This window comes from Tenacibaculum sp. (genome assembly GCF_050290165.1).
Taxonomy (GTDB): domain Bacteria; phylum Bacteroidota; class Bacteroidia; order Flavobacteriales; family Flavobacteriaceae; genus Polaribacter.
Genome location: NZ_JBNKHD010000004.1, coordinates 281254 through 301497 on the forward strand (window position 1 = coordinate 281254; position 20244 = coordinate 301497).

General features: G+C 31.3%; 20 protein-coding genes. 10 read left to right on the top strand and 10 right to left on the bottom strand.

The features are described 5' to 3' along the window. Nucleotides 1–75: 75 nt before the first annotated feature. Nucleotides 76–594 (top strand): thioredoxin family protein, encoded by a 519-nt coding sequence (locus ACQY6M_RS06400; protein ID WP_428741242.1) that lies wholly within the window; start codon nucleotides 76–78, stop codon nucleotides 592–594. A 2-nt stretch (nucleotides 595–596) separates the two neighbouring features. Here ACQY6M_RS06400 and ACQY6M_RS06405 read toward each other — a convergent pair whose 3' ends face one another. The 5 genes from ACQY6M_RS06405 to ACQY6M_RS06425 form a co-directional block, all read right to left on the bottom strand. Then, a complete protein-coding gene (locus ACQY6M_RS06405) occupies nucleotides 597–2624 on the bottom strand; it encodes a ComEC/Rec2 family competence protein (RefSeq protein ID WP_428741241.1) in 2028 nt (675 codons plus the stop codon). Between the two features lie 60 nt (nucleotides 2625–2684). Further along, nucleotides 2685–3899 (bottom strand): hypothetical protein, encoded by a 1215-nt coding sequence (locus ACQY6M_RS06410; RefSeq protein WP_428741240.1) that lies wholly within the window; start codon nucleotides 3897–3899, stop codon nucleotides 2685–2687. Between the two features lie 133 nt (nucleotides 3900–4032). After that, nucleotides 4033–4368, bottom strand: a complete 336-nt coding sequence (locus tag ACQY6M_RS06415; RefSeq protein WP_428741239.1) for a hypothetical protein — start codon at nucleotides 4366–4368, stop codon at nucleotides 4033–4035. Between the two features lie 136 nt (nucleotides 4369–4504). Next, complete coding sequence (gene lysS / locus ACQY6M_RS06420; RefSeq protein ID WP_428741238.1) at nucleotides 4505–6202, bottom strand: lysine--tRNA ligase; 1698 nt, start codon at nucleotides 6200–6202, stop codon at nucleotides 4505–4507. A 473-nt stretch (nucleotides 6203–6675) separates the two neighbouring features. Then, nucleotides 6676–7176, bottom strand: a complete 501-nt coding sequence (locus tag ACQY6M_RS06425; protein WP_428741237.1) for a DUF456 domain-containing protein — start codon at nucleotides 7174–7176, stop codon at nucleotides 6676–6678. A gap of 119 nt (nucleotides 7177–7295) precedes the next feature. Between ACQY6M_RS06425 and ACQY6M_RS06430 the strand changes: the two genes are divergently transcribed. Genes ACQY6M_RS06430 through ACQY6M_RS06445 form a run of 4 tightly spaced genes read left to right on the top strand, consistent with a single transcriptional unit; the run spans nucleotide 7296 to nucleotide 10968 of the window. Further along, nucleotides 7296–7664, top strand: coding sequence for a BlaI/MecI/CopY family transcriptional regulator (locus tag ACQY6M_RS06430; protein WP_428741236.1), 369 nt, complete (start codon nucleotides 7296–7298; stop codon nucleotides 7662–7664). Further along, the gene (locus ACQY6M_RS06435; RefSeq protein ID WP_428741235.1) at nucleotides 7661–9193 is read left to right on the top strand and encodes an energy transducer TonB; all 1533 of its coding nucleotides are present in this window, start codon (nucleotides 7661–7663) and stop codon (nucleotides 9191–9193) included. Before ACQY6M_RS06430 ends, ACQY6M_RS06435 begins: the two co-directional genes overlap by 4 nt. Nucleotides 9194–9206: 13 nt before the next feature. Continuing rightward, nucleotides 9207–10460, top strand: coding sequence for a tetratricopeptide repeat protein (locus tag ACQY6M_RS06440; RefSeq protein WP_428741234.1), 1254 nt, complete (start codon nucleotides 9207–9209; stop codon nucleotides 10458–10460). Nucleotides 10461–10497: 37 nt separating this feature from the next. Further along, nucleotides 10498–10968, top strand: a complete 471-nt coding sequence (locus ACQY6M_RS06445; protein ID WP_428741233.1) for a hypothetical protein — start codon at nucleotides 10498–10500, stop codon at nucleotides 10966–10968. A 2-nt stretch (nucleotides 10969–10970) separates the two neighbouring features. Here ACQY6M_RS06445 and ACQY6M_RS06450 read toward each other — a convergent pair whose 3' ends face one another. Beyond that, a complete protein-coding gene (locus ACQY6M_RS06450; protein WP_428741232.1) occupies nucleotides 10971–12479 on the bottom strand; it encodes a GH3 auxin-responsive promoter family protein in 1509 nt (502 codons plus the stop codon). Between the two features lie 66 nt (nucleotides 12480–12545). On the opposite strand from ACQY6M_RS06450, the gene ACQY6M_RS06455 reads away from it, so the two are divergent. Next, nucleotides 12546–13340 carry a DUF2797 domain-containing protein gene (locus tag ACQY6M_RS06455; RefSeq protein ID WP_428741231.1) on the top strand — a complete coding sequence of 265 codons (795 nt, stop codon included), beginning with the start codon at nucleotides 12546–12548 and terminating at the stop codon, nucleotides 13338–13340. On the opposite strand, the gene ACQY6M_RS06460 is transcribed toward ACQY6M_RS06455, so the two are convergent. From ACQY6M_RS06460 to ACQY6M_RS06470, 3 genes are all read right to left on the bottom strand, one after another. Then, nucleotides 13335–13949 carry an HD domain-containing protein gene (locus ACQY6M_RS06460; RefSeq protein WP_428741230.1) on the bottom strand — a complete coding sequence of 205 codons (615 nt, stop codon included), beginning with the start codon at nucleotides 13947–13949 and terminating at the stop codon, nucleotides 13335–13337. The genes ACQY6M_RS06455 and ACQY6M_RS06460 overlap by 6 nt on opposite strands. A gap of 44 nt (nucleotides 13950–13993) precedes the next feature. Continuing rightward, nucleotides 13994–16117: a carboxy terminal-processing peptidase gene (locus ACQY6M_RS06465; protein ID WP_428741229.1), complete on the bottom strand. Its 2124-nt coding sequence runs from the start codon at nucleotides 16115–16117 to the stop codon at nucleotides 13994–13996. Nucleotides 16118–16193: 76 nt separating this feature from the next. Beyond that, a complete protein-coding gene (locus ACQY6M_RS06470; RefSeq protein ID WP_428741228.1) occupies nucleotides 16194–16709 on the bottom strand; it encodes a hypothetical protein in 516 nt (171 codons plus the stop codon). A 115-nt stretch (nucleotides 16710–16824) separates the two neighbouring features. On the opposite strand from ACQY6M_RS06470, the gene surE reads away from it, so the two are divergent. The 4 genes from surE to ACQY6M_RS06490 are packed head-to-tail and all read left to right on the top strand — an operon-like array spanning nucleotide 16825 to nucleotide 19560. Further along, entirely contained in the window at nucleotides 16825–17595 is a 771-nt protein-coding gene (gene surE / locus ACQY6M_RS06475) for a 5'/3'-nucleotidase SurE (protein ID WP_428741227.1), read from the top strand. Continuing rightward, complete coding sequence (locus tag ACQY6M_RS06480) at nucleotides 17583–17870, top strand: hypothetical protein (protein ID WP_428741226.1); 288 nt, start codon at nucleotides 17583–17585, stop codon at nucleotides 17868–17870. The genes surE and ACQY6M_RS06480 overlap by 13 nt, the downstream gene beginning before the upstream one ends. A gap of 10 nt (nucleotides 17871–17880) precedes the next feature. After that, on the top strand, nucleotides 17881–18993 hold the full coding sequence (lpxB, locus tag ACQY6M_RS06485) for a lipid-A-disaccharide synthase (RefSeq protein ID WP_428741225.1): 1113 nt from the start codon (nucleotides 17881–17883) through the stop codon (nucleotides 18991–18993). 9 nt (nucleotides 18994–19002) lie between these two features. Continuing rightward, nucleotides 19003–19560, top strand: a complete 558-nt coding sequence (locus ACQY6M_RS06490; RefSeq protein ID WP_428741224.1) for a C40 family peptidase — start codon at nucleotides 19003–19005, stop codon at nucleotides 19558–19560. Nucleotides 19561–19614: 54 nt separating this feature from the next. Here the strand turns inward: ACQY6M_RS06490 and ACQY6M_RS06495 are convergent, their stop codons facing one another. Next, a complete protein-coding gene (locus ACQY6M_RS06495; RefSeq protein ID WP_428741223.1) occupies nucleotides 19615–20217 on the bottom strand; it encodes a hypothetical protein in 603 nt (200 codons plus the stop codon). Nucleotides 20218–20244 lie beyond the last annotated feature (27 nt).

Sequence of the window (20244 nt, forward strand, 5' to 3'; positions counted from 1 at the left end):
TTTTAAAAACCTGTCAAGATAAAAACTTGACAGGTTTTTTTGTAAATTTGGAACAGTTATAGAGACCAAGGAGGTATGAAAAAAATAATATTAGTAGCAGTTTTTGCCATTATTTCATTAGCGGTAAAGGCACAAGATAAAGTAAATTGGATGACCTTTGAAGAGGCAATGGAGTTGAGCGAGAAAAGTCCAAAACCAATTTTAGTTGATATTTATACCGATTGGTGTGGTTGGTGTAAAAGAATGGATAAAACTACTTACCAAAACAAGGTGATTATTGAATACATCAATACACATTATTATCCAGTGAAATTAAACGGAGAAGCAAAACACGACATCACATTTCAAGGAAGGACGTTTAAGTATCAAGCGCAAGGAAGAAGAGGATATCATGAGTTAGCAGCTGCTATCATGAAAGGACAAATGAGTTATCCATCTACAGCATTTTTTAATGCCGAGCGACAATTGTTACAGAATGTACCTGGTTACTTAGAAGAAAAAAGATTTGAAAAAATATTAGCATATTTTAATAAGGATAATTATAAAAATACTCCATGGCAAGAGTTTGAAAAAAACTTTAAAAGCGCCATGTAAAATTATTCTTTAATAATATAAGCACCATTTTGACCTGTATACCAAAATGGTGTTTTTTGTTTATAGCAAGTTTCTTTCCATCTGTTAATGTATGATTTGTAATTACTCCCGTCAGCAATAATTTGTTGAGGTTTTAATAAGATAATAAGTCTGCTTAAATTAATCTTAGGACTATCTTTTAGAATTACTATTGGATTTTCAACCCCATTTATTTTATAAACGCCTAAATTATCTACAATTAAAATTGGATTACTTTTAGAAGAGGTGATGTTGAAAGTTGAATCAAGAATTTTAGAAGAAACATGTTCTCCAATTCTATAAGATTTTAATAGTTTTTCTTGCTGTAACACAGAGTCATTTGCAGAACTAAAAACGGTGAGTTCTTTACCATTCCTTTTTCCTAAAATAGAATATCTACTCTTGTGAAATACAATCAATTCATTTTTATTACTGATCTCAAATTTTTCATAAAAATATACTCCTTGTAAGAGTAGGATTGAAGTCAATAAGAATAGAATACTCTTCGAAGTTTTTTGAATCCAAACTTGAAATAAGAAAACAATAAAAACATACCAAGCTACCATTACTCCTAAAGACATGGATATTTCTTTTAATAAAAAATCTTCTTGATGCGAAATCCAATCAACAAATAAATTCATTGTTGAAATAATGAAACTATAACCGTCTGCTAAGAATTGAGGGAGTATGTTCATCGTAGCTAATAGAATAATTATAATTCCAAAGAGTAGTATCCCGCCTAAAAAAGGAATGATAATCAAGTTTGAGAGGATAAACAATCCTGGAAACTGATGAAAATAGTACAAGCTGATAGGTAAGATTCCCGTTTGTGCGGCTATAGAAACTGTAAACAATTGCCAACCTTTATCCAGTAGCCAAAATTTAGGTTTCCATAAGCCATATAGTAAAGGTTGTACCCAAACAATACCAAAAACTGCTAAATAACTCAATTGAAAACCTACATCAAATAAGAACATAGGTTTTATCAATAGTAAAAATAGCATGGAGCTAACTAATGAAAACTCAATGACCTTTTTCCGTTTAAAAGATTGCCCGATAGCTATAAAAGTAAACATGGTTACTGCGCGCACTACTGAGGCTGATAAACCTGCGATAAAAGCAAAAGACCAAAGTAATAAGATGATGCAAATAGTCTTAATAATCATTCCATGAGAAAGTTTTTCCAAAGGTTTGAATAGATAGGAGAGCAGCAATAACAAAATACCAATATGCAGTCCTGAAATGGCTAAAATATGAATAGCACCTGCATTGGTATAGCTTTCTAATAATTCTTTAGATATTTCTTGACGCTGACCGAGTAATAAAGCATTAATCACTGCAAATTCATTGTTTGAAAAATGGTATTGTTTTAAAGAAGTTTGTACTTTTTCTCTGATGCTAGCCGATAAACTAACTAAAGAAAAATTTGCGTCGTTAAGCTGTTTAAATTGCTGCTTGCTTAAAAATACTTGATGATAAATGTACTGTTTTGCTAAATAGTGTTTGTAATCAAATTGATGTGGATTTAAAGGCGGAATCAATTCTTTAAAAGAAGCTTTAATAAAAATCCGATTACCAACAGCAAGCTTAGTTTGTGTACTGTCTTTTTGAATGTTTAGAAGAATGTAACCATTTGTTTTGGTGGAATCAACCTGAGAGACTTTAGCAATATACTTTGTGTAATAATTTCCTGGTTTTAGTACTTTTTGTATGGTTAGTATAGAAGTAGAATTGTCAGTTAATTGATGTTTATAGTAGTTTTTATAATTCTTCGGGTTGTGAATATAGGTGATGCTAATTCCTATAAAAACAAAAAGTAATAAGCTAACTACGCTAAAAGTTTTTCGTATTGAAGACTTTTTTAAAAAACAAAGAGCAACTAGGAAACCTAGTAAAATGTAGCCTAAATAAAGAAAATTAAACTGCCAAATCAGTGTATAAAACTGAAGTGTTATTCCAATAAGAACACACAATAAAAAATAAAAGGGTGGATATAGTAACAATTTTTTCATAGCTTTTTAAAGTTATGAAAAAAGTATGATTATGAGATGTTTAACCTATGTCAGTGTAAGTTATTTAATTTTATTGAGTAATTCTTGTATTATTTTAAATAAATTATTTTCATTAGTTACTTCGTTTTTTTCATTTTCAAAATCGATAGGAACAGTGTTTTTGAGATATTCAAAAATTTCACCTTCTTTATTTAGTTTACTTTCTTCATTTAATCTATATAGCTCAAGTATTTTTAATTTATCTTGATATACTTTATAGAAAAATTTATAATCATTCATTATTTTTCTATACTGTCTTAATAAGAACCAAGCTATGCTTTCAATAAAGATTAAAATAGCAAAATGCTTTGAACTTTGTGTTAAAAAAGAGTAAGTTGTATCAAAGTTTATTTTAGAGATACTAAGATAGAAGAACAATACAGCAATAAGAGCAATTGATATACCAGATAAAAGCATGAAACTAGCTCTATTTTTAGTTTCAAGCGCAAGTGTATTGGCGTTTTGAATATTAATGTTAATAAATGAAATTAAATTATTACTAACTATTATTGAATTAATTTTTTCATTTAGTTCAGCGATTTTTTTGTTGAAATAATCTTTAAATTCATTACTTGATGAATCTATAGTGTTTAGTTCTTTCAATTCACTTTTTAAAAGATCTTTTTCTGAATCAGTTACTGTGAACTTTTCAATAGTTTCTTTAAAGATATATTTAGGGATATATGTGATTAGTAGGATTAATAAAAATCCAATTATGTAAACAGCAATTTTAACAGAATTAAATTCTTTTGATGAAGAAATATTAATATCAATGAAATCTGAATATTTTATTTTATTGTAAAATTCTTGTTCGGAGGGTATATTCTCAGTTACTTTCTTAAATTTAAATTTGTTGATACTGTATTTGTAATTTAAAGCCTCAAATTTGTAAAAGAAAGAAGTAGGGATATTACTTAAAGTGTCTATTTTAATTTCACTTTTACTATGTATACCTTCTATATCAATCAAACTTATTTTTTGATAGAAAGATAAGTTTGAAACACTATCTAACTTATTTATTTCCTCTTTGGTTGTTGTTAATATTTTTTCTCTAAATTTTAGCTGTCTTTCAAATTCAATATTATCAATTCCATTAAGTTTTTCTTTGATTAGTTGAACTTCTTTTCCTGAATCATCAATATAATTAGCTAATTTGAAAAAGCAAATCATTACTATAATAGTTAAAAAAAGATATCTAAATACCGCAGTATATTCTATTATGTTTTTCTTCTTCATAGGTATGTATTTGCTCTAATGTTAAAAGATATAAGTTTCTTTTAATGGTTTATATTCTTGATAACTAATCTATAAAAAACAACATTAGTATCAAATAAAAAAAAGCAACCTTAAATGAAATTGCTTTTCAATTCTATTCAATTTCTAAATATTCAGATTTCCCTCCCGATAAATCTCCATTCAGCCAATTCCAATCAAACGATAATTTCAGTTTTCCATTTGGTGTTTTTGAAATTATCCCTGTTGATTCTCCTGCTTTCAATTCTCCTTCGGTTGTTAAGCACTGATATAAGAGTTTAATTTCTGAATCTTGAGTTTGTTTTCCAATTATAAAACCTTCCTGTATTGCTCCTCCCTTGTATTTTCCGGTAATAGTAGTTCCATTTTGGAAATAATGAAAAATGGTTTCATTGGATGATAATCCACTTTTGTTTTCAGTAGCTACAAATTTCTTGTTGTCTAAATTCAATTTGAGTTTTTTAATAAGTTACAACTGTTAAAATATTCTTTGATAACGAAGTTCAATAAAAATAGATAAAGAAGCAACAAAAAAAGCAACCTCAAATGAGATTGCTTTTCAATGCTATTTAGTTTTTTGAAATACGTTATACGATTTCTACAACCAAACCTTCTTCCGTTTTTTCAACTTTAGCAAGGTTATTTTTAGTTAACCCTTTAATGGTTTTGTCCCACTTTTTGTTAGATAAACCACTTTGAGTTTTTAACTCGTTTAAATCTATTTTTTCAGCTTTTTCTATCAATGCTAACAATGCTTTTTCATCATCGTTTAACTCAACAGTAGGAGCTTGCTTCTCAGGTTTCATTTGCGGGAAGAATAATACTTCTTGAATTGACGGATTGTTCGTTAAATACATAATTAAACGATCCATTCCAATTCCTAATCCAGAAGTAGGAGGCATACCATATTCTAAGGCGCGTAAGAAATCTTGATCGATAAACTGACCAGCTTCATCATCTCCACGTTCCGCTAATTTTAATTGTGCTTCAAAACGCTCGCGTTGATCAATAGGGTCGTTTAATTCAGAGTATGCATTAGCAATTTCTTTACCACATACCATTAGCTCAAAACGCTCAGTTAATTCAGGATTGTCACGATGCTCTTTACATAACGGAGACATTTCCTTAGGATAATCGGTAATAAAGGTTGGTTGAATGTAGTTTCCTTCACATTTCTCACCAAAAATCTCATCGATTAACTTTCCTTTCCCCATAGTGTCATCTACCTCAATTCCCATGTCTTGAGCAGCTTTACGGATTTCATCTTCCGATTTTCCGTTGATGTCAAAACCAGTAAAGTGTTTAATAGAATCTGCCATGGTAACACGCGCATACGGAGCTTTAAAATCTACTTTATGCTCTCCAAAAGTAGCTTCGGTAGTTCCATTCACCGCTAAAGCACAGTGCTCTAATAATTTTTCGGTGAACTCCATCATCCAGTTGTAGTCTTTATAGGCTACATAAATTTCCATTGCAGTAAATTCTGGATTATGCGTTCTGTCCATTCCTTCGTTACGGAAGTTTTTCGAAAACTCATACACACCGTCAAAACCACCAACAATCAAACGCTTTAAGTATAATTCATTCGCAATACGCATGTATAACGGAATGTCTAAGGCGTTGTGATGTGTGATAAATGGTCTTGCAGCAGCACCACCTGGTATTGGTTGTAAAATAGGTGTTTCTACTTCAAAGTATCCAGCATCGTTAAAAAACTGACGCATCGCATTGAATAACTTAGTACGCTTTACAAATACTTCTTTTACCTGTGGATTTACTACCAAATCAGCATAACGTTGACGGTAACGCATTTCAGGATCTGTAAATCCGTCAAAGGTATTTCCTTCAGCGTCTACTTTAGGTAATGGTAATGGCTTTAAAGATTTACTTAATAGTTTGAAATCTTTTACCATTACAGTGATTTCTCCTACCTGAGTTTTAAATAACTCACCTTCAATTCCTACAAAATCACCTATATCTAATAACTTTTTGTACACTTCGTTGTACAAGTTTTTGTCTTCTCCAGTACAAATCTCGTCACGGTTAAAATATACCTGTACACGACCTTCGCTATCTTGTAATTCAGCGAAAGAAGCTTTACCTTGGATACGGCGTGACATTAATCTACCTGCAATTACCACCTTTTTACCCTCTTCAAAGCTCTGTTTTATCTCTTTCGAGTTTGAATTTAATGGGAATAAATCAGCTGGGTAGGGATTGATGCCTAATTCTCTTAGCTTCCCTAACTTTTCTCTACGTACAACTTCTTGTTCTGATAATTGCATGGGTTATTTTTTATTAATTTTTAATGAAGCTGCAAAGATACAATCAATTGCAGAATTAAACAACGCTTAACAGATTCACATTTTTTGTAAAAAAATAATAAAAGTTTGGTAGCTTTAAAAAAGGTTGTATATTTGCAGGCTGTCCAATTTTAAAAGGGCAGCATTTAGTTGTGTTGTTAGGTACTTTAAATAGTACCATGGTTTTGTTAACCAATGGAAAGCTTCCCTGAGATGGGTTGCTTTTTTTTTTGCACTAAATTAAAGTATTTTTTGAAGCTATTTCCCGCTTTTCGCACTCGCTCTCTACGAGGAGCTCAAACAAATGCTACAATCGGGGCTAAGTGTATTTGCTAACTTTTTTAAAAATTGTTAGTGTCTGTCATTTCGAACGAGGTACAAGGAGAAACCGTAAGGTTCAGTGAAGCTAAATCTCATGATTAAAAGCAAGGTTTTTAATATAGTTTTGCTTCCCTCTAAAAGAAAGAACCACTATACTCCCAGAATTTCATAATAAACAATACTAAATATACCGTAGCGATAGAAAATTTGATAGTAGCTGATGCTAAGAATCCTAAAAAAGCACCGAACGATGCTTTAATAGCTCTGTTGGTATCTTTACTGTCATAAATCAATTCACCAACTAAAGCCCCCATAAAAGCTCCAATTAAAATTCCAAACGGGATAGGAGAGAGGAGTCCAACAATTAAACCAATGGTAGTGCCATATATACCATATTTTGAACCTCCGAAACGTTTGGTTCCCATTGCAGGAATAAAGTAATCAAGAAAAAATATAATAACTGCAATAGCTAGGGTAATGCCTAAAAATGTCCAGTTTTGAGGAACCGCTTTGGTTAAGTGTAGCAACAGTAAGCCTACCCAGCTTGTTATTGGACCCGGTAATATAGGTAAAAAAGAACCAACAATACCTAAGCAAGCAAATACAAAACCTAATAAGACTAATAGTATATCCATTAATTTTTTACTAATAAGACGAAAATAGGAAAGCTTTGTTACATATCTATTAACTAAAAAATTAGTTTAAACTAATTTTTTAGTTATATTTGTTTCGGAAATATTTCATTAAAAGTATTATGAGTAAACAATTAACGAAAGCAGAAGAGCAAATAATGCAGGTATTATGGGATTTAAAAATAGCTTCGGTAAAAGAAGTAATAGAGCAGTTGCTAGAACCTAAGCCAGCATACAATACCGTTTCTACCATAATTAGAATTTTAGAAACCAAGGAGTTTGTAGGGCATAAACCTAAGGGAAGAGGATATGAATATTACCCGTTGATAGAAAAATCTGAATATAGCAACGAAAGTTTGCACAAGATTATGGACGGTTATTTTGGAGGTTCGTTTAAGAGTATGGTTTCCTTTTTTATGAAAGAAAATAAAATGGACATTCAAGAGCTAGAAAGTATTTTAAAAGAGGTGAATAAAAACAAGAAGCCATGATCAACTATATTATTCAAGTTATATTATTTCAGGTACTTTTTGTGGCGGTATACGATTTCTTTTTAAGCAAGGAAACCTTTTTTACTAAAAATAGGTGGTATTTACTAGGTACTGCATTACTTTCATTCATATTGCCATTATTTAAGGCTTCAACGGTTCAAAAAGCAGTTCCTCAAGAATATTATATTTTATTGCCAGAAGTAGTGTTGTCACCTCAAAAAGTGATTGAAAAAGCTGCGTGGTACCAATCCATTACTTATTTAGATGTGTTGTTCTGGAGTGGGTGTATCTTGTTTTTTATTGTGTTTATAATAAAATTAGAACGTATCATCCGATTGGTGTTGCAATACGGAACCACCCAAAAAGAAAATTATAAACTTGTATTGCTTCCCAAAGAAACTAAAGCGTTTTCATTTTTCAACTATATCTTTTTAGGAAAAGAAATTCCATCGTCAAAACAAGAAAAAATCATTCAGCACGAATTGGTGCATAGTGAACAGAAACATACGTTAGACTTACTGTTTTTTGAGTTTTTAAAAATAGTAATGTGGTTCAACCCTATGGTGTATGTGTATCAAAATCGTATTTCGTTAGTTCATGAATATATTTCAGATGCAGTAGCAAGCAAATCTGATCAGAAAGAAAATTATATCAACCATTTACTCGCCGATATTTTTCAGGTCGAGCATATTTCATTCATTAATCAATTTTATAAACATTCATTAATCAAAAAACGAATTATTATGATGACGAAAACACAATCAAAAAAGGTAAAACAGCTAAAGTATTTGTTGCTAATTCCGCTTTTAGGAAGTATGATTTTATATACGGCTTGTTCTAGTGAAGAAGTTAAGATAAATAAGGTAGAAAAGCAGCCTGTAACAGTGTATAAAAGTGAAGAGGGCAAAATTGTAAAAAAGCCTTCTACTGGTTACCAAAGTAAATATCTTGATTTATTTTTAGGAAAAGAACTCCCTAATACTAAAGAATACTCTATAGATGAATTAACAGAAGAAGAAAAAGGAGAGTATTTGTCTTTATTAAATGGATTTAATAAAGAAGGAATGCCTCAATTAAACATTAGAGTTTTTGAAGCAGAGAATGGCAGAAAAATGGTTGCTTTTGAAAAGCCTAGTATGGAAAAAAATGAGAGCCAAGGAAAGACATATAATTTAGATACTGATACTATACCATTTTCATCCTTAGATAAAGTACCAACTTTTCCTGGATGTTCCGAAGGAGATAAAGTTTGTTTCAGTCAAAGCGTTATTAAATTCATAAAAGATAATTTTGATATTTCAATAGCTAAAAATTTAGGACTTTCTGTAGGGACAAAAAGAGTGTATGTTCAATTTAAAATAGATAAAGAAGGTAATGTGACAGATATTAAAGTAAGAGCACCACATCCAACTATAAAGCAACATGCTTTAGAAGTAGTTAGCAAATTACCACAAATGCAACCAGGAGAAAAAGATGGGAAAATTGTAAGTACAGGATACGTGATACCAATCACTTTTAATGTAGACTAACTTTTAAAATATAATGAAAAAGAAAATTTTAAATATTGCTTTAGTATTAGGATTTTTAAAAGTCGGGGCGCAAGTCTCGACTTTTAAAACTATTGATAGCTTGGTAACTATAGGACGTTACCAAAAAGCTTTGGTAACCTTACAAAAATTACCAACTACTTTTGAATCTAATACGAAGATAGCGGCTATTTATGCTTCGATAGATAATCATAAACTTGCATCAAGATACTATGAAAAAGCATTACAGTTACAAGATGATTATTTGGCAAAAGTAAAGTTGGGAAAATCCTATCAAAAAGAAAAAAAACGAAAAAAAGCCATCAAAATTTATGAAGAAATTGCACAAAAAGATACAGAGAACCTATTAATACAATATCAATTAGGGAAATTGTATTTACAAACTCTTCAACCCACAAAAGCTGAAAAAGTTTTTAAAGGACTGATTCAAAAAGATAAAAATAATGCGAATTATCATTATCAATTAGGGGTAACTTATGCAATGCTAAAAATGAGAAATCCAAAGATTGATAGCTTTTTAGAAGCGTATAAAAATGATGATGAACATTTGCCATCCATTCATCAACTGGCATTAGCGTATACTGTTTTACGGGATAAAGATTCAGCAAACATTTTTATCAATAGAGGGTTGATTGTAAACCCTAATCATGTTGATTTAAATAAGCTTCAAATTAATAATTTGTATAGAAAAGAAAAATATTCTGAAGCAATTCAATTATTACAAAAAATAGATTCAATTGAACCAAACGAACATTATACTCAAAAAATGTTGGGTCGTAGTTTTTTTAATTTAAAAGAGTATGACATAGCTAGAGAATATTTTAATAAAGCACTAAAAATAGATCAATCCGATTTTAAAACTTATACCTATTTAGGTGATATAAATTTTGCTCTAAAGAATTATAAAAAAGCACGATTTAATTACTCGATAGCAACTTTTATAGGGAAAGAAAAAAGAGATGTTGAGTATTACCAGTTAGCAAGAGTATATAAAGAGTTAGAAAAGCCTAAAGAAGAACTAAAGTTTTATAAAAAAGCGTATGAAGAGAATGGGAAAAATTATAAAGCTTTATACCAACTAGCAACGACGTCTGAAAACTTCTATGAAGACAAAAAAATAGCTTACAAGTATTATCGAAACTATATTGATCGTTTTGAAGCCAAAGATTCTTTACTAACAAATCATGTAAAAGTTAGGTTAGATGAAATAAAGAAGTATTATTTCTTACATGGTGAGATTTTAGAATAGGAGTAAAATTTTGTATATTCAGCTTAAAATCAGTGAGATGAATATACGCTATGTACTCCTTTTAATTTTAGTCATGCTATACACTTCGTGTGATTTTTTTTCGTCTTCAACTAAAAGCAATAAGCAAGTTATTGACACTATTGTTGATTTTACAAAAGTGGATGTGTCTCCCGCCTTTAATGACTGTAAAAACTTATTAAATGAAGCCAAAACGAACTGTTTTAGGAAAGAGATTCATAAAAGAATAGCTGATAAACTACAGCGTTATAATTTTATAACACATGTGGCTGTTGATGAAGAAATTTTAATAAGTGTTATAGTAAATACAGAAGGAAATTTTCAATTGAAAAATATAGAGACATCTTCTATGGTTAAAGAACAACTGCCAGATTTAGAAAAGACTATTCAAACTATAATAGAGGGACTGCCAGAGGTTTCACCCGCTATAAAAAGAGACGTAATTGTAACAACACAATATCAGTTACCTATTAAAATTCAAACAAATTAAGTTTAAAGCTTTAAAAGTTCTTCAATAAAACTACGTTCGTTAGACAAACGAGGAACTTTATGCTGCCCGCCTAGTTTACCTTTTGCTTTCATCCAATCGTAAAACAATCCTTTTCTTGCTTGATGTATTTTAGGCATTGCCAATGTCATATTATTATAGCGTTTAGCCTCATAATCAGAATTGCAATTTTTTAGGGCATTGTCTAGCATTTCCGTAAAAAAGGCTAGATTTTGAGGAGGTTTTTCAAATTCAATAATCCATTCATGGGCACCATTTTCTTTGCCTTCCATAAAAATAGGACCTACTGTATACTCTTTAACCTCACTATTGGTTTTATCGCTAGCAGCTTTTAAAGCTTCCTCAGCATTTTCAATAATAAGTTCTTCCCCAAATGCATTAATATAATGCTTGGTGCGTCCTGTAATTTTTATTCGGTATGGTTTGGTTGAGGTAAACTTAACGGTGTCACCAATTAAATAACGCCATAAACCACCATTAGAAGTAATTACCATAGCATAGTTTACGCCTTTTTTAACTTCTGAAAGAGGAATTACTTTTGAATTTTCTCCATCGTATTGATCCATTGGAATGAACTCGTAAAAAATTCCATAGTCTAACATCAACAACATTTCATCAGAATTGTTGCGATCTTGAATAGCAAAGAACCCTTCAGAAGCATTATAGGTTTCGTAGTATTTAAAGTCAGCTTTTGGAATCAATTTTTTATACTGCTCACGATAAGGGTTGAAGTTGATACCTCCGTGAAAGTACACTTCTAAATTAGGCCAAACTTCTAAGATGTTATCCTTACCTGTTTTTTCTAAGACTTTGTTCAGTAAAACTAACATCCATGATGGAACACCAACTAAACTTGTAATATTTTCGTGTATAGTTTCGTTGATAATGGCTTCCATTTTGGTTTCCCATTCGCTCATCAATGCTGTTTCTTGTCTAGGAGCGGAGCTGAAATCTGCCCAAAAAGGCATGTTTTCAATAATGATGGCTGATAAGTCTCCAAAATAAGAGTTATTGTCTTCGTACACAGCAGAACTTCCGCCTAAGCGTAATCCTTTTCCTGTAAACAATTTAGCATCTTCGTTGTTGTTAATGTATAAACATAACATATCTTTTCCCGCTTTCATGTGACAGCCTTCAATAGCTTCGTCACTTACAGGAATAAATTTACTCTTAGCATTGGTAGTTCCACTTGATTTAGCAAACCAACGAATAGGAGTAGGCCAAAACAAGTTTTGTTCTCCTTTTCTACAACGTTCAATAAGTGGTTCAATACTTTCATAGCGTTGAATAGGAACATTGTTTACGAAATCAGCATAACTTTTAATGGAAGAAAAGTTTTGTTGTTTACCAAATTCAGTATTCTTGGCAGCATTTACAAGCTTTAATAATAATTCGTTTTGTACATCTATTGGATATTTTAAAAATAATTCTACTTGATGTTTACGCTTTTTTAAGAACCAAGAAATGATTGAATTTATAAATGGAAACGTCATAGATTAACTCTTAATTCAATTTTTTTACTGTAAGTTTGTGAAGCTAAAAGTAATAAAATTTAAGACATGCAATACCAAGGAGTTTTAAAAAAAATGCCTACAGAAAATCTAAACACTGTTCAATATTATTTAGAAATGCCCTCTGGTTTTTTGAATATGAATCAGTTGTTGAATAGGGAAATGTCTTTGAGTTTTGTTACTTATGAGTGTTTGAATTGTCATTTAGAAAAGAAGATTTACCGTCAAGGTTTTTGCAAGAGCTGTTTTTTTGAAATTCCAACGGCTGGTGATTGGATTATGCGCCCAGAATTGAGTAAAGCACATTTAGGAGAGGAAGATAGAGATTTAGAGTACGAAAAAAAGGTGCAGTTACAACCTCATATTGTGTACTTAGCAAATTCGAGTAATGTAAAAGTTGGAGTAACCAGAAAGCAGCAAGTACCTACTCGTTGGATAGATCAAGGGGCGCATGAAGCTATTGAGATAGTTGAAGTGCCTAATCGCTATTTAGCAGGAATAACTGAAGTCGCTTTAAAAGAACATGTGGCAGATAAAACCAATTGGAGAACGATGTTGAAAAATGAAGTAAAGGATGAGAATTTGGTTGAATGGAGAGAGCGATTGCATGAGTTTATTCCTGATGAGGTAAAAGAATATTATATAGAAAGTAATACAGAAACAAATATTCACTTTCCTGTAGAGAAATACCCGAAGAAGCCTAAAAGTTTAAATTTAGAGAAAGAACAAACTTATACTGGGAAATTAGTAGGAATTAAAGGGCAGTATTTAATTTTTGAAGACGAAACGGTATTTAACGTTCGTGCGAATGAAGGATTGGTAGTGAGGATAGAATTATTATAAAAGTTCTATTTCTCGTTGAATATTTTCTCTTGCTGTTTTTTCAAATTTTTGATAAAAGTATTCAGTTTTGAATATTTTATCCATATCTAAGAAATGTGTTAATGCTTTCTTCCTGCCTGGGTTGTAAATTAAATTAGGATATATAGCATATTCTTTCCGAACATTTTTATAGTATTGACTATATATTTCCCAGCTTTTACCTAAAACAGACAAGTCAGTATCAATAAAGTAGTTGGTGTCTGAATCTTCTGATAGTTTGTGGGTTTTGGTGGCTAAGATTTGATTTTTACAATCTTCAATGATTGGTTTTGGAACATGAAGTTGTTGCATTCTTTTTACAGCCAAATCAGCACTTTTTTCCTCGTTAGTACTCTTTAAAGAGTTATAGATAACATCATGATAAAAAAGAGTAAACAGAATGGTGTCCCAATGGTTAATTTTATCTTTTACTTCAGTCAGTTGAACTAGTAAGCTTTCAAGATGCTCTAAAGTATGATAATACCGTTGTTCATTAGAATAATTATGTGCTATTTCTTCCCAAAGAATGTTGTGTAAAGAATTATTGTTAGAGTAGTTAGATAATAAACTTAGAAAAGTATCTTTTAACATTAAGAGTATTTTAGATAAAAAAAAACGGGTTTTAAACCCGTTTTTTAATGCTTTACAATAGCGTTATAATCGCCATTCATTTTTAATTCACTTAGCACGTTTAGTGCTTCATTCATATAAATGTCTTTTTGTAAGTTTTTATGCCAAACCGTACGCTTTTCTTTTAAAACTGTATCTTTTTTAAATAAGTCTAATTCATACTTAGGAGAGTTAAAAGTTAGGTTTGAGTCATATTTAAAAATGTCTTTAAACTTTTCAGCTTCTTTTGTCTTTGTTTCGCTTTCCTTTTTAAAGGTGTCATAATTCAAAGAATACACTCTTTCATCTTGGTTTTTCTTTAACCACTTAGCATAATTATTTATTTCTTTAAACTTTTCATCGTTTGTTACACGTTGCTGGCTGTTATACACTACATCGGCAAAGTTTCTGTAAGAATTGGTAGTAGTATATTTAGCTTGTTTTACCTTATCCCAAGGTAAGGCACCATCTAAATCGCGTTCTCCAAAATCCATATAACTATACCTGCTAGGTAAAGAAATATCAGAATACACACCTTCTATTTGAGTAGAACCTCCATTAATTCTGTAAAACTTTTGAATGGTCATTTTCAGAGCTCCTAAATCGTTAGGGTATTGCTCGTAAAAACGATTAATAGGCAATACATTTTGTACAGTTCCTTTACCATAAGTTTGTTTACCACCTATAATAACACCGCGTTTATAATCTTGCATTGCTGCAGCAAAAATTTCTGAAGCTGAAGCTGAAAACTCATTAACCATAACTACTAATGGACCATCCCATTGCATTTTAGGGTCTGTGTCATTTTTTACTAAAGGTTCCTCATCACGATATTTTACCTGTACGATAGGGCCTTTTTTAATAAATAGCCCACCAATCTCAATAGCTGTTTTTAAAGAACCTCCACCATTGTCACGTAAGTCAACAATTAGACCTTCAACATTTTCGCTTTTTAAACGTTCAATTTCTTGCTCCATGTCTTTAGCAGCATCTCTACGGCTTAAATCATTAAAATCAATGTAAAATCTTGGAAGGTTAATAATTCCGTATTTTTTGCCATTCTTTTCAACAATACTCGACTTTACAAAAGTTTCTTCAAGTTCTACAACGTCTCTAATAATAGGAACCACTTTAATAGAACCATCAATTTTTTTCTTTACTGTTAAACGAACTTCTGTTCCTTTTTTTCCTTTGATGAATTTAATAGCATCATCCAAACGCATTCCTACAATATCTAATGGCTCTTCATCTCCTTGAGCAACTTCTAAGATAATATCGTCAGCTTCTAGTTCACCTTGTTTCCATGCAGGTCCACCTGAGATTAGCTCAACAATATGAGTATAAATCCCTTTCTTTTGTAAACGAGCACCAATTCCTTCTAATTTCCCTGACATTTCTTGATCGAAACGAGTTTTAATACGAGGAGACATGTAGGTTGTATGCGGATCAAAACCACTTACAATACTATTTAAGAAGGTAGAATACCAATCAGAGTTTTCAAGCTCTCCGATACGCATGTATAAATCGTCCATGTTTTTTAATACCTTCTTTCTTGCTTCAACTTCTAATTCTTTGAAAGATTTCTTTTTAACATTTTTGTCTGTTTTTGCTTTTTCGTTTTGCTGAGCTTCAGCATCTTCAATGTTGCTTAAAACAGATAGTTTTAATTGCTTTCTCCAATAATCAATAAGTTCTGTTTCGTTTTTTGCAAAAGGAACTTTTTCGTAATCAATATCAATTACTTCATTTTTTTTATAGTTGAAAGGTTGTGCTAGTAAAGAGCGATAATTTTTTTTGGCAGTGGTTAACTTTTCTAAAAAACGACTGTAGACCAATTTGTAAAAATCGATATTCGATTCTTTTAATTGATTGTCAATTTCATATTTATATTGAGAAAATTCTTTTAAATCTGCTTGTGTAAAATAACGTTTACTAGGATCTAATCCATCAATAAAGGTATTGTAAACATGTTCAGAAAAATCATCGTTCAAATCTTTTTGAACATAATGATATCGACTTAGAATGTTTTTTAAAACATAAACTATAATTCGGTCTTTCTCAGGATCGTTATTAGTTGGAGTATTCGAATTAACAGAATTCGAAAATAAGAGGGTGATTGTTAAAAATGGTATAATAAACTTCGTCTTCATAAAACCTTCTGTCTTTTTAATTTGTGTTGTGTAGTCGTACTGCTAAGCTACTAAAATAATGCCAAATTTTATAGCATTAATGCTTTTTATAAATTCCTTTAAAAACTTCTTTAATCTTTTTACGATTTTCATCAAGGTAATTCCAAACCTGAGTTACTGAACCGTCACTATTTTTTGTCCAAGTAATTTGGTTGTAAAAATTTCCTTTATCGTTATGTACAAGCTCACTATTTAGAGTCATAGTGTTTTCTTTAAAAGTACCTTTTAAGAGTAAAGAGAAACCAGTATTGTCAATCCAAAGTTGGTTCCAAGTGTTGTCAGTATTGTTATAGTAATTATAACTTGTCCCTTCACTTTTTGATGTTGCTGAAGTCCAATTTTCTTGAATAGCACAAGCATTTGGCATTTTTACAACATTATTATGACCAATTAATTTTCCTTGGGCATTGTATACATCCCAATTTCCTATCCAAAAATTAAATTGAGTATAAGCAGGATCGTTACAGGGTATTGAAGGTTTATTTTGTGCAGAAATTATGGAGAAAAAAGAAGAAATAATAAAAACTGTTATATAGACAATAATACGTATCATAACGCTGGTGTTTGATTACCACAAGTTTACAGATAAAATAAACCAATCTGTCTTTATAAAATGTTAAAATAATAATCCTTTTTTTGTGTTACATTTGTTGTAAAACTTACTAACTATGCAAGAAAGACCTCTAATTTTGGTTACGAATGATGATGGAATTACAGCTCCAGGTATTCGTATGTTGATTGAGATCATGAATACAATAGGTGATGTGGTTGTGGTAGCTCCTGATAGTCCACAAAGTGGGATGGGGCATGCCATTACTGTTGATAATGTACTGCGTTGTAATTCTATTACGATTGATGAAGGTCCGCAAATAGAATATAGTTGTTCTGGTACGCCAGCAGATTGTGTAAAAATGGCAAAAAATGAAATTTTAAATCGCACACCTGATTTATGTGTTTCTGGAATTAATCATGGATCAAACTCGTCTATTAATGTTATCTATTCAGGAACGATGAGTGCTGCTGTTGAAGCAGGTATTGAAGGAATTCCAGCGATTGGTTTTTCACTATTAGATTTTGATTGGCACGCCGATTTTAGAGCCGCTAAAAAACATATAGAAAAAATAGCAGTAAATGTTTTATTAAACGGTTTGCCTGATGGAGTCGTGTTGAATGTAAATATTCCAAAACTAAAAGAAGAAGAGATTAAAGGAATTCGCATTTGTAGGCAAGCTAATGGATATTGGAAAGAAAATTTTGACAAGCGTAAGAGCCCTTTTGGTAAAGAATACTATTGGTTATCGGGCGAATTTATAAACAAAGATAAAGGACAAGATACCGATATTTGGGCATTAGAAAATGGATATATTTCCGTGGTTCCTGTTCAGTTTGATATGACAGCGCATCACGCAATTCAAAAATTACATACATGGGACATTTAAAAAAGGAAATAGTAATCGGAATTTTGGTTTCGTTGTTTGCAACAGCTTGTGGTTTTTTTGTGTATTTACAATACATTTCACAATCTAGTATAGCCGAAACACTACAAAGAGTCAGAGAAGGAGGAATGCTAGGTTCTGTAATTGCCTTGGCGGCCATCCCTAATTTGTTTGTGTTTTGGGTGTTTTTAAAAAAGAAACAAGACTATAGAGCAAGAGGGGTGTTAATAGCTACCATTGCTATAGCGTTGTTAACTTTTATTTTAAAACTTTTTTAATTTAAGAAGGATGAAATATTACATTCTTGCAGGTGAAGCTTCGGGTGATTTGCACGGAGCAAATTTAATGAAGGCGTTGTTTGAGGAAGATCCAAAGGCAGATATTCGTTTTTGGGGTGGTGATTTAATGCAAGAAGTTGGCGGTACACTTGTAAAGCATTATAAAGAACGTGCTTTTATGGGATTTGTAGAGGTGTTGATGAATTTACGTAAGATTTTAGGCATGATCTCTTTCTGTAAAAAAGATATCGCACAATTTAATCCTGATGTACTAATTTTTATTGATAATTCTGGTTTTAATCTTCGTATTGCCAAATGGGCAAAACAACAAGGCTTTAGAACCAATTATTATATATCGCCACAAGTTTGGGCAAGTAGAGCAGGAAGGGTAAAAGACATCAAACGTGATATTGATGAGATGTTTGTAATTCTTCCGTTTGAAAAAGAATTTTATAAAAAATATGGATATAATGTTCATTTTGTAGGACATCCATTAATTGATGGAATTGCAGACAGAGAACAGGTATCTATTGAAAAGTTTAGAAAGGAATACGATTTAGGGTATAAAGAAATAATTGCATTATTGCCAGGAAGTAGAAAGCAAGAAATAACCAAAATGTTATCGGTAATGCTGTCGTTGGTAGATGATTTCCCCGGATATCAATTTGTGGTGGCAGGAGCTCCGAGTCAGTCGTACGAGTTTTATCAAGAAATTATAGGAGATGCGAATGTAAAATTCATCAATAATAAAACGTATGATCTATTGAGTATTTCATATGCAGCTTTGGTAGCATCAGGAACCGCAACGTTAGAAACAGCGTTGTTTAAAGTACCACAAGTGGTGTGTTATAAAGGAAGCAATATTTCGTACCAAATAGCGAAACGTATTATCACGTTACGTTATATCTCATTAGTGAATTTGATTATGGATAGAGAAGTGGTAAAGGAATTGATACAAAACGATTTTACCAAGGAAAATCTAAAACATGAGTTAGCACGTATTTTAGAGTCTGAACATCGCGAGCAATTGTTTTTGTCGTATTTTGATTTGGAACAGAAATTAGGAGGTAAAGGAGCCTCTGCAAAAACAGCAAAATTGATTGTTGCTGGATTGAAAAAATAAAAATAAACTATGATTAAAAAAATCCTCTTTTTATGTACACTATCATTTTTCATGATTTCATGCGGATCGTCAAAAAATGTGAGTACTACCTACCAAAATAAAGCTTCAACAATAACACCTAAAGAAGTTGATGTTGCAAGTACTAAATCAGAGGTTACAGAAGAGGTTGTAGTAAAAGAAGTAACAGTTGCCGATAAAATTGTTTGGACTGCAGTAACTTATAAAGGGGTGCCTTATCGTTTTGGAGGAATGACCAAAAGAGGAATGGATTGCTCTGGATTAATTTTTACCTCGTTTCAGCAACGAAATGTGCCTATTGCCAGAAGCTCTCAGGAAATGTATAGGCAAGGAGAAAGTATTCCGTTACGAGAGGTGCAAAGAGGCGATTTGTTATTTTTTAAAACCTCTAGAAGAAGAGGAAAGGTAAACCATGTTGGTTTGGTAACTTCTGTTGATAATGGCGATGTCCGGTTTATACACTCAACCACCTCGCAAGGAGTTATTGTAACATCTTTACTCGAACATTATTGGAAACGTACTTTTATTGAAGCGAAAAGGGTGTTGTAACTTTATAGAGAAGATAAGAGTTTGTAAACTGCTAGACGAGCATTAAATTCATCATTATTTACATTTATTATATTCTTCAACTACTTCAAAAATATTTTTTTTAGTTAATATTTTTTGTTTTAGTTTATTAATTAGGCTAGGACAATCATTAAAATATTTTATGCTTCTTTTCTTAAAAGATTTTGAAGGTCTTGCAGTAATTAATGGAGAGGCTATTTTTTCGTTATTCCTTATAACGTAGAATTCGTTGATGTCATAAAAGCTCATTGTGGCTGGTCCGGATGTAGATACCCCTACTAATCTTCCATATAAAGTGGCTTTTCCAGTTATTATAATGCAGAATATTTCTTTTCTTTTTTTTGAAACAGAAATGTATTTATAATATGCAACTTTAGAATCAGGATAAGTGAACTTGATAAGCTCTACTTGGTGTTCATGAAATTTCGTTTTCTTACCATTTTCATTTTTTAGTTTAACTATAGATTTACCATTGAAATTAACGAAGTTTTTAGATAAAATGGGAAGTTTGATTAATCCTTCAATAACTTTCCCTCCTTTAAGAATTATTTCTCCTTGAGTCCAATCATATTGAGAGAAGGAAAATTCACAAAAAGTAATAAAAAATATAGCTAATAAGAGGTTTTTTTTGCTTTTCATAGTTTTGAAAAAAATATTTTCGGTTAA

Bases quoted from the DNA above. Each gene is read 5' to 3' on its own strand.
- ACQY6M_RS06440 (WP_428741234.1), top strand. From the start codon at position 9,207: ATGAAAAAGAAAATTTTAAATATTGCTTTAGTATTAGGATTTTTAAAA.
- ACQY6M_RS06435 (WP_428741235.1), top strand. From the start codon at position 7,661: ATGATCAACTATATTATTCAAGTTATATTATTTCAGGTACTTTTTGTG.
- ACQY6M_RS06405 (WP_428741241.1), bottom strand. From the start codon at position 2,624: ATGAAAAAATTGTTACTATATCCACCCTTTTATTTTTTATTGTGTGTT.
- ACQY6M_RS06450 (WP_428741232.1), bottom strand. From the start codon at position 12,479: ATGACGTTTCCATTTATAAATTCAATCATTTCTTGGTTCTTAAAAAAG.
- surE (WP_428741227.1), top strand. From the start codon at position 16,825: ATGCAAGAAAGACCTCTAATTTTGGTTACGAATGATGATGGAATTACA.
- ACQY6M_RS06470 (WP_428741228.1), bottom strand. From the start codon at position 16,709: ATGATACGTATTATTGTCTATATAACAGTTTTTATTATTTCTTCTTTT.
- ACQY6M_RS06425 (WP_428741237.1), bottom strand. From the start codon at position 7,176: ATGGATATACTATTAGTCTTATTAGGTTTTGTATTTGCTTGCTTAGGT.
- ACQY6M_RS06460 (WP_428741230.1), bottom strand. From the start codon at position 13,949: ATGTTAAAAGATACTTTTCTAAGTTTATTATCTAACTACTCTAACAAT.
- ACQY6M_RS06480 (WP_428741226.1), top strand. From the start codon at position 17,583: ATGGGACATTTAAAAAAGGAAATAGTAATCGGAATTTTGGTTTCGTTG.
- ACQY6M_RS06410 (WP_428741240.1), bottom strand. From the start codon at position 3,899: ATGAAGAAGAAAAACATAATAGAATATACTGCGGTATTTAGATATCTT.
- ACQY6M_RS06445 (WP_428741233.1), top strand. From the start codon at position 10,498: ATGAATATACGCTATGTACTCCTTTTAATTTTAGTCATGCTATACACT.
- ACQY6M_RS06490 (WP_428741224.1), top strand. From the start codon at position 19,003: ATGATTAAAAAAATCCTCTTTTTATGTACACTATCATTTTTCATGATT.
- ACQY6M_RS06430 (WP_428741236.1), top strand. From the start codon at position 7,296: ATGAGTAAACAATTAACGAAAGCAGAAGAGCAAATAATGCAGGTATTA.
- ACQY6M_RS06495 (WP_428741223.1), bottom strand. From the start codon at position 20,217: ATGAAAAGCAAAAAAAACCTCTTATTAGCTATATTTTTTATTACTTTT.
- lpxB (WP_428741225.1), top strand. From the start codon at position 17,881: ATGAAATATTACATTCTTGCAGGTGAAGCTTCGGGTGATTTGCACGGA.
- ACQY6M_RS06400 (WP_428741242.1), top strand. From the start codon at position 76: ATGAAAAAAATAATATTAGTAGCAGTTTTTGCCATTATTTCATTAGCG.
- lysS (WP_428741238.1), bottom strand. From the start codon at position 6,202: ATGCAATTATCAGAACAAGAAGTTGTACGTAGAGAAAAGTTAGGGAAG.
- ACQY6M_RS06455 (WP_428741231.1), top strand. From the start codon at position 12,546: ATGCAATACCAAGGAGTTTTAAAAAAAATGCCTACAGAAAATCTAAAC.
- ACQY6M_RS06465 (WP_428741229.1), bottom strand. From the start codon at position 16,117: ATGAAGACGAAGTTTATTATACCATTTTTAACAATCACCCTCTTATTT.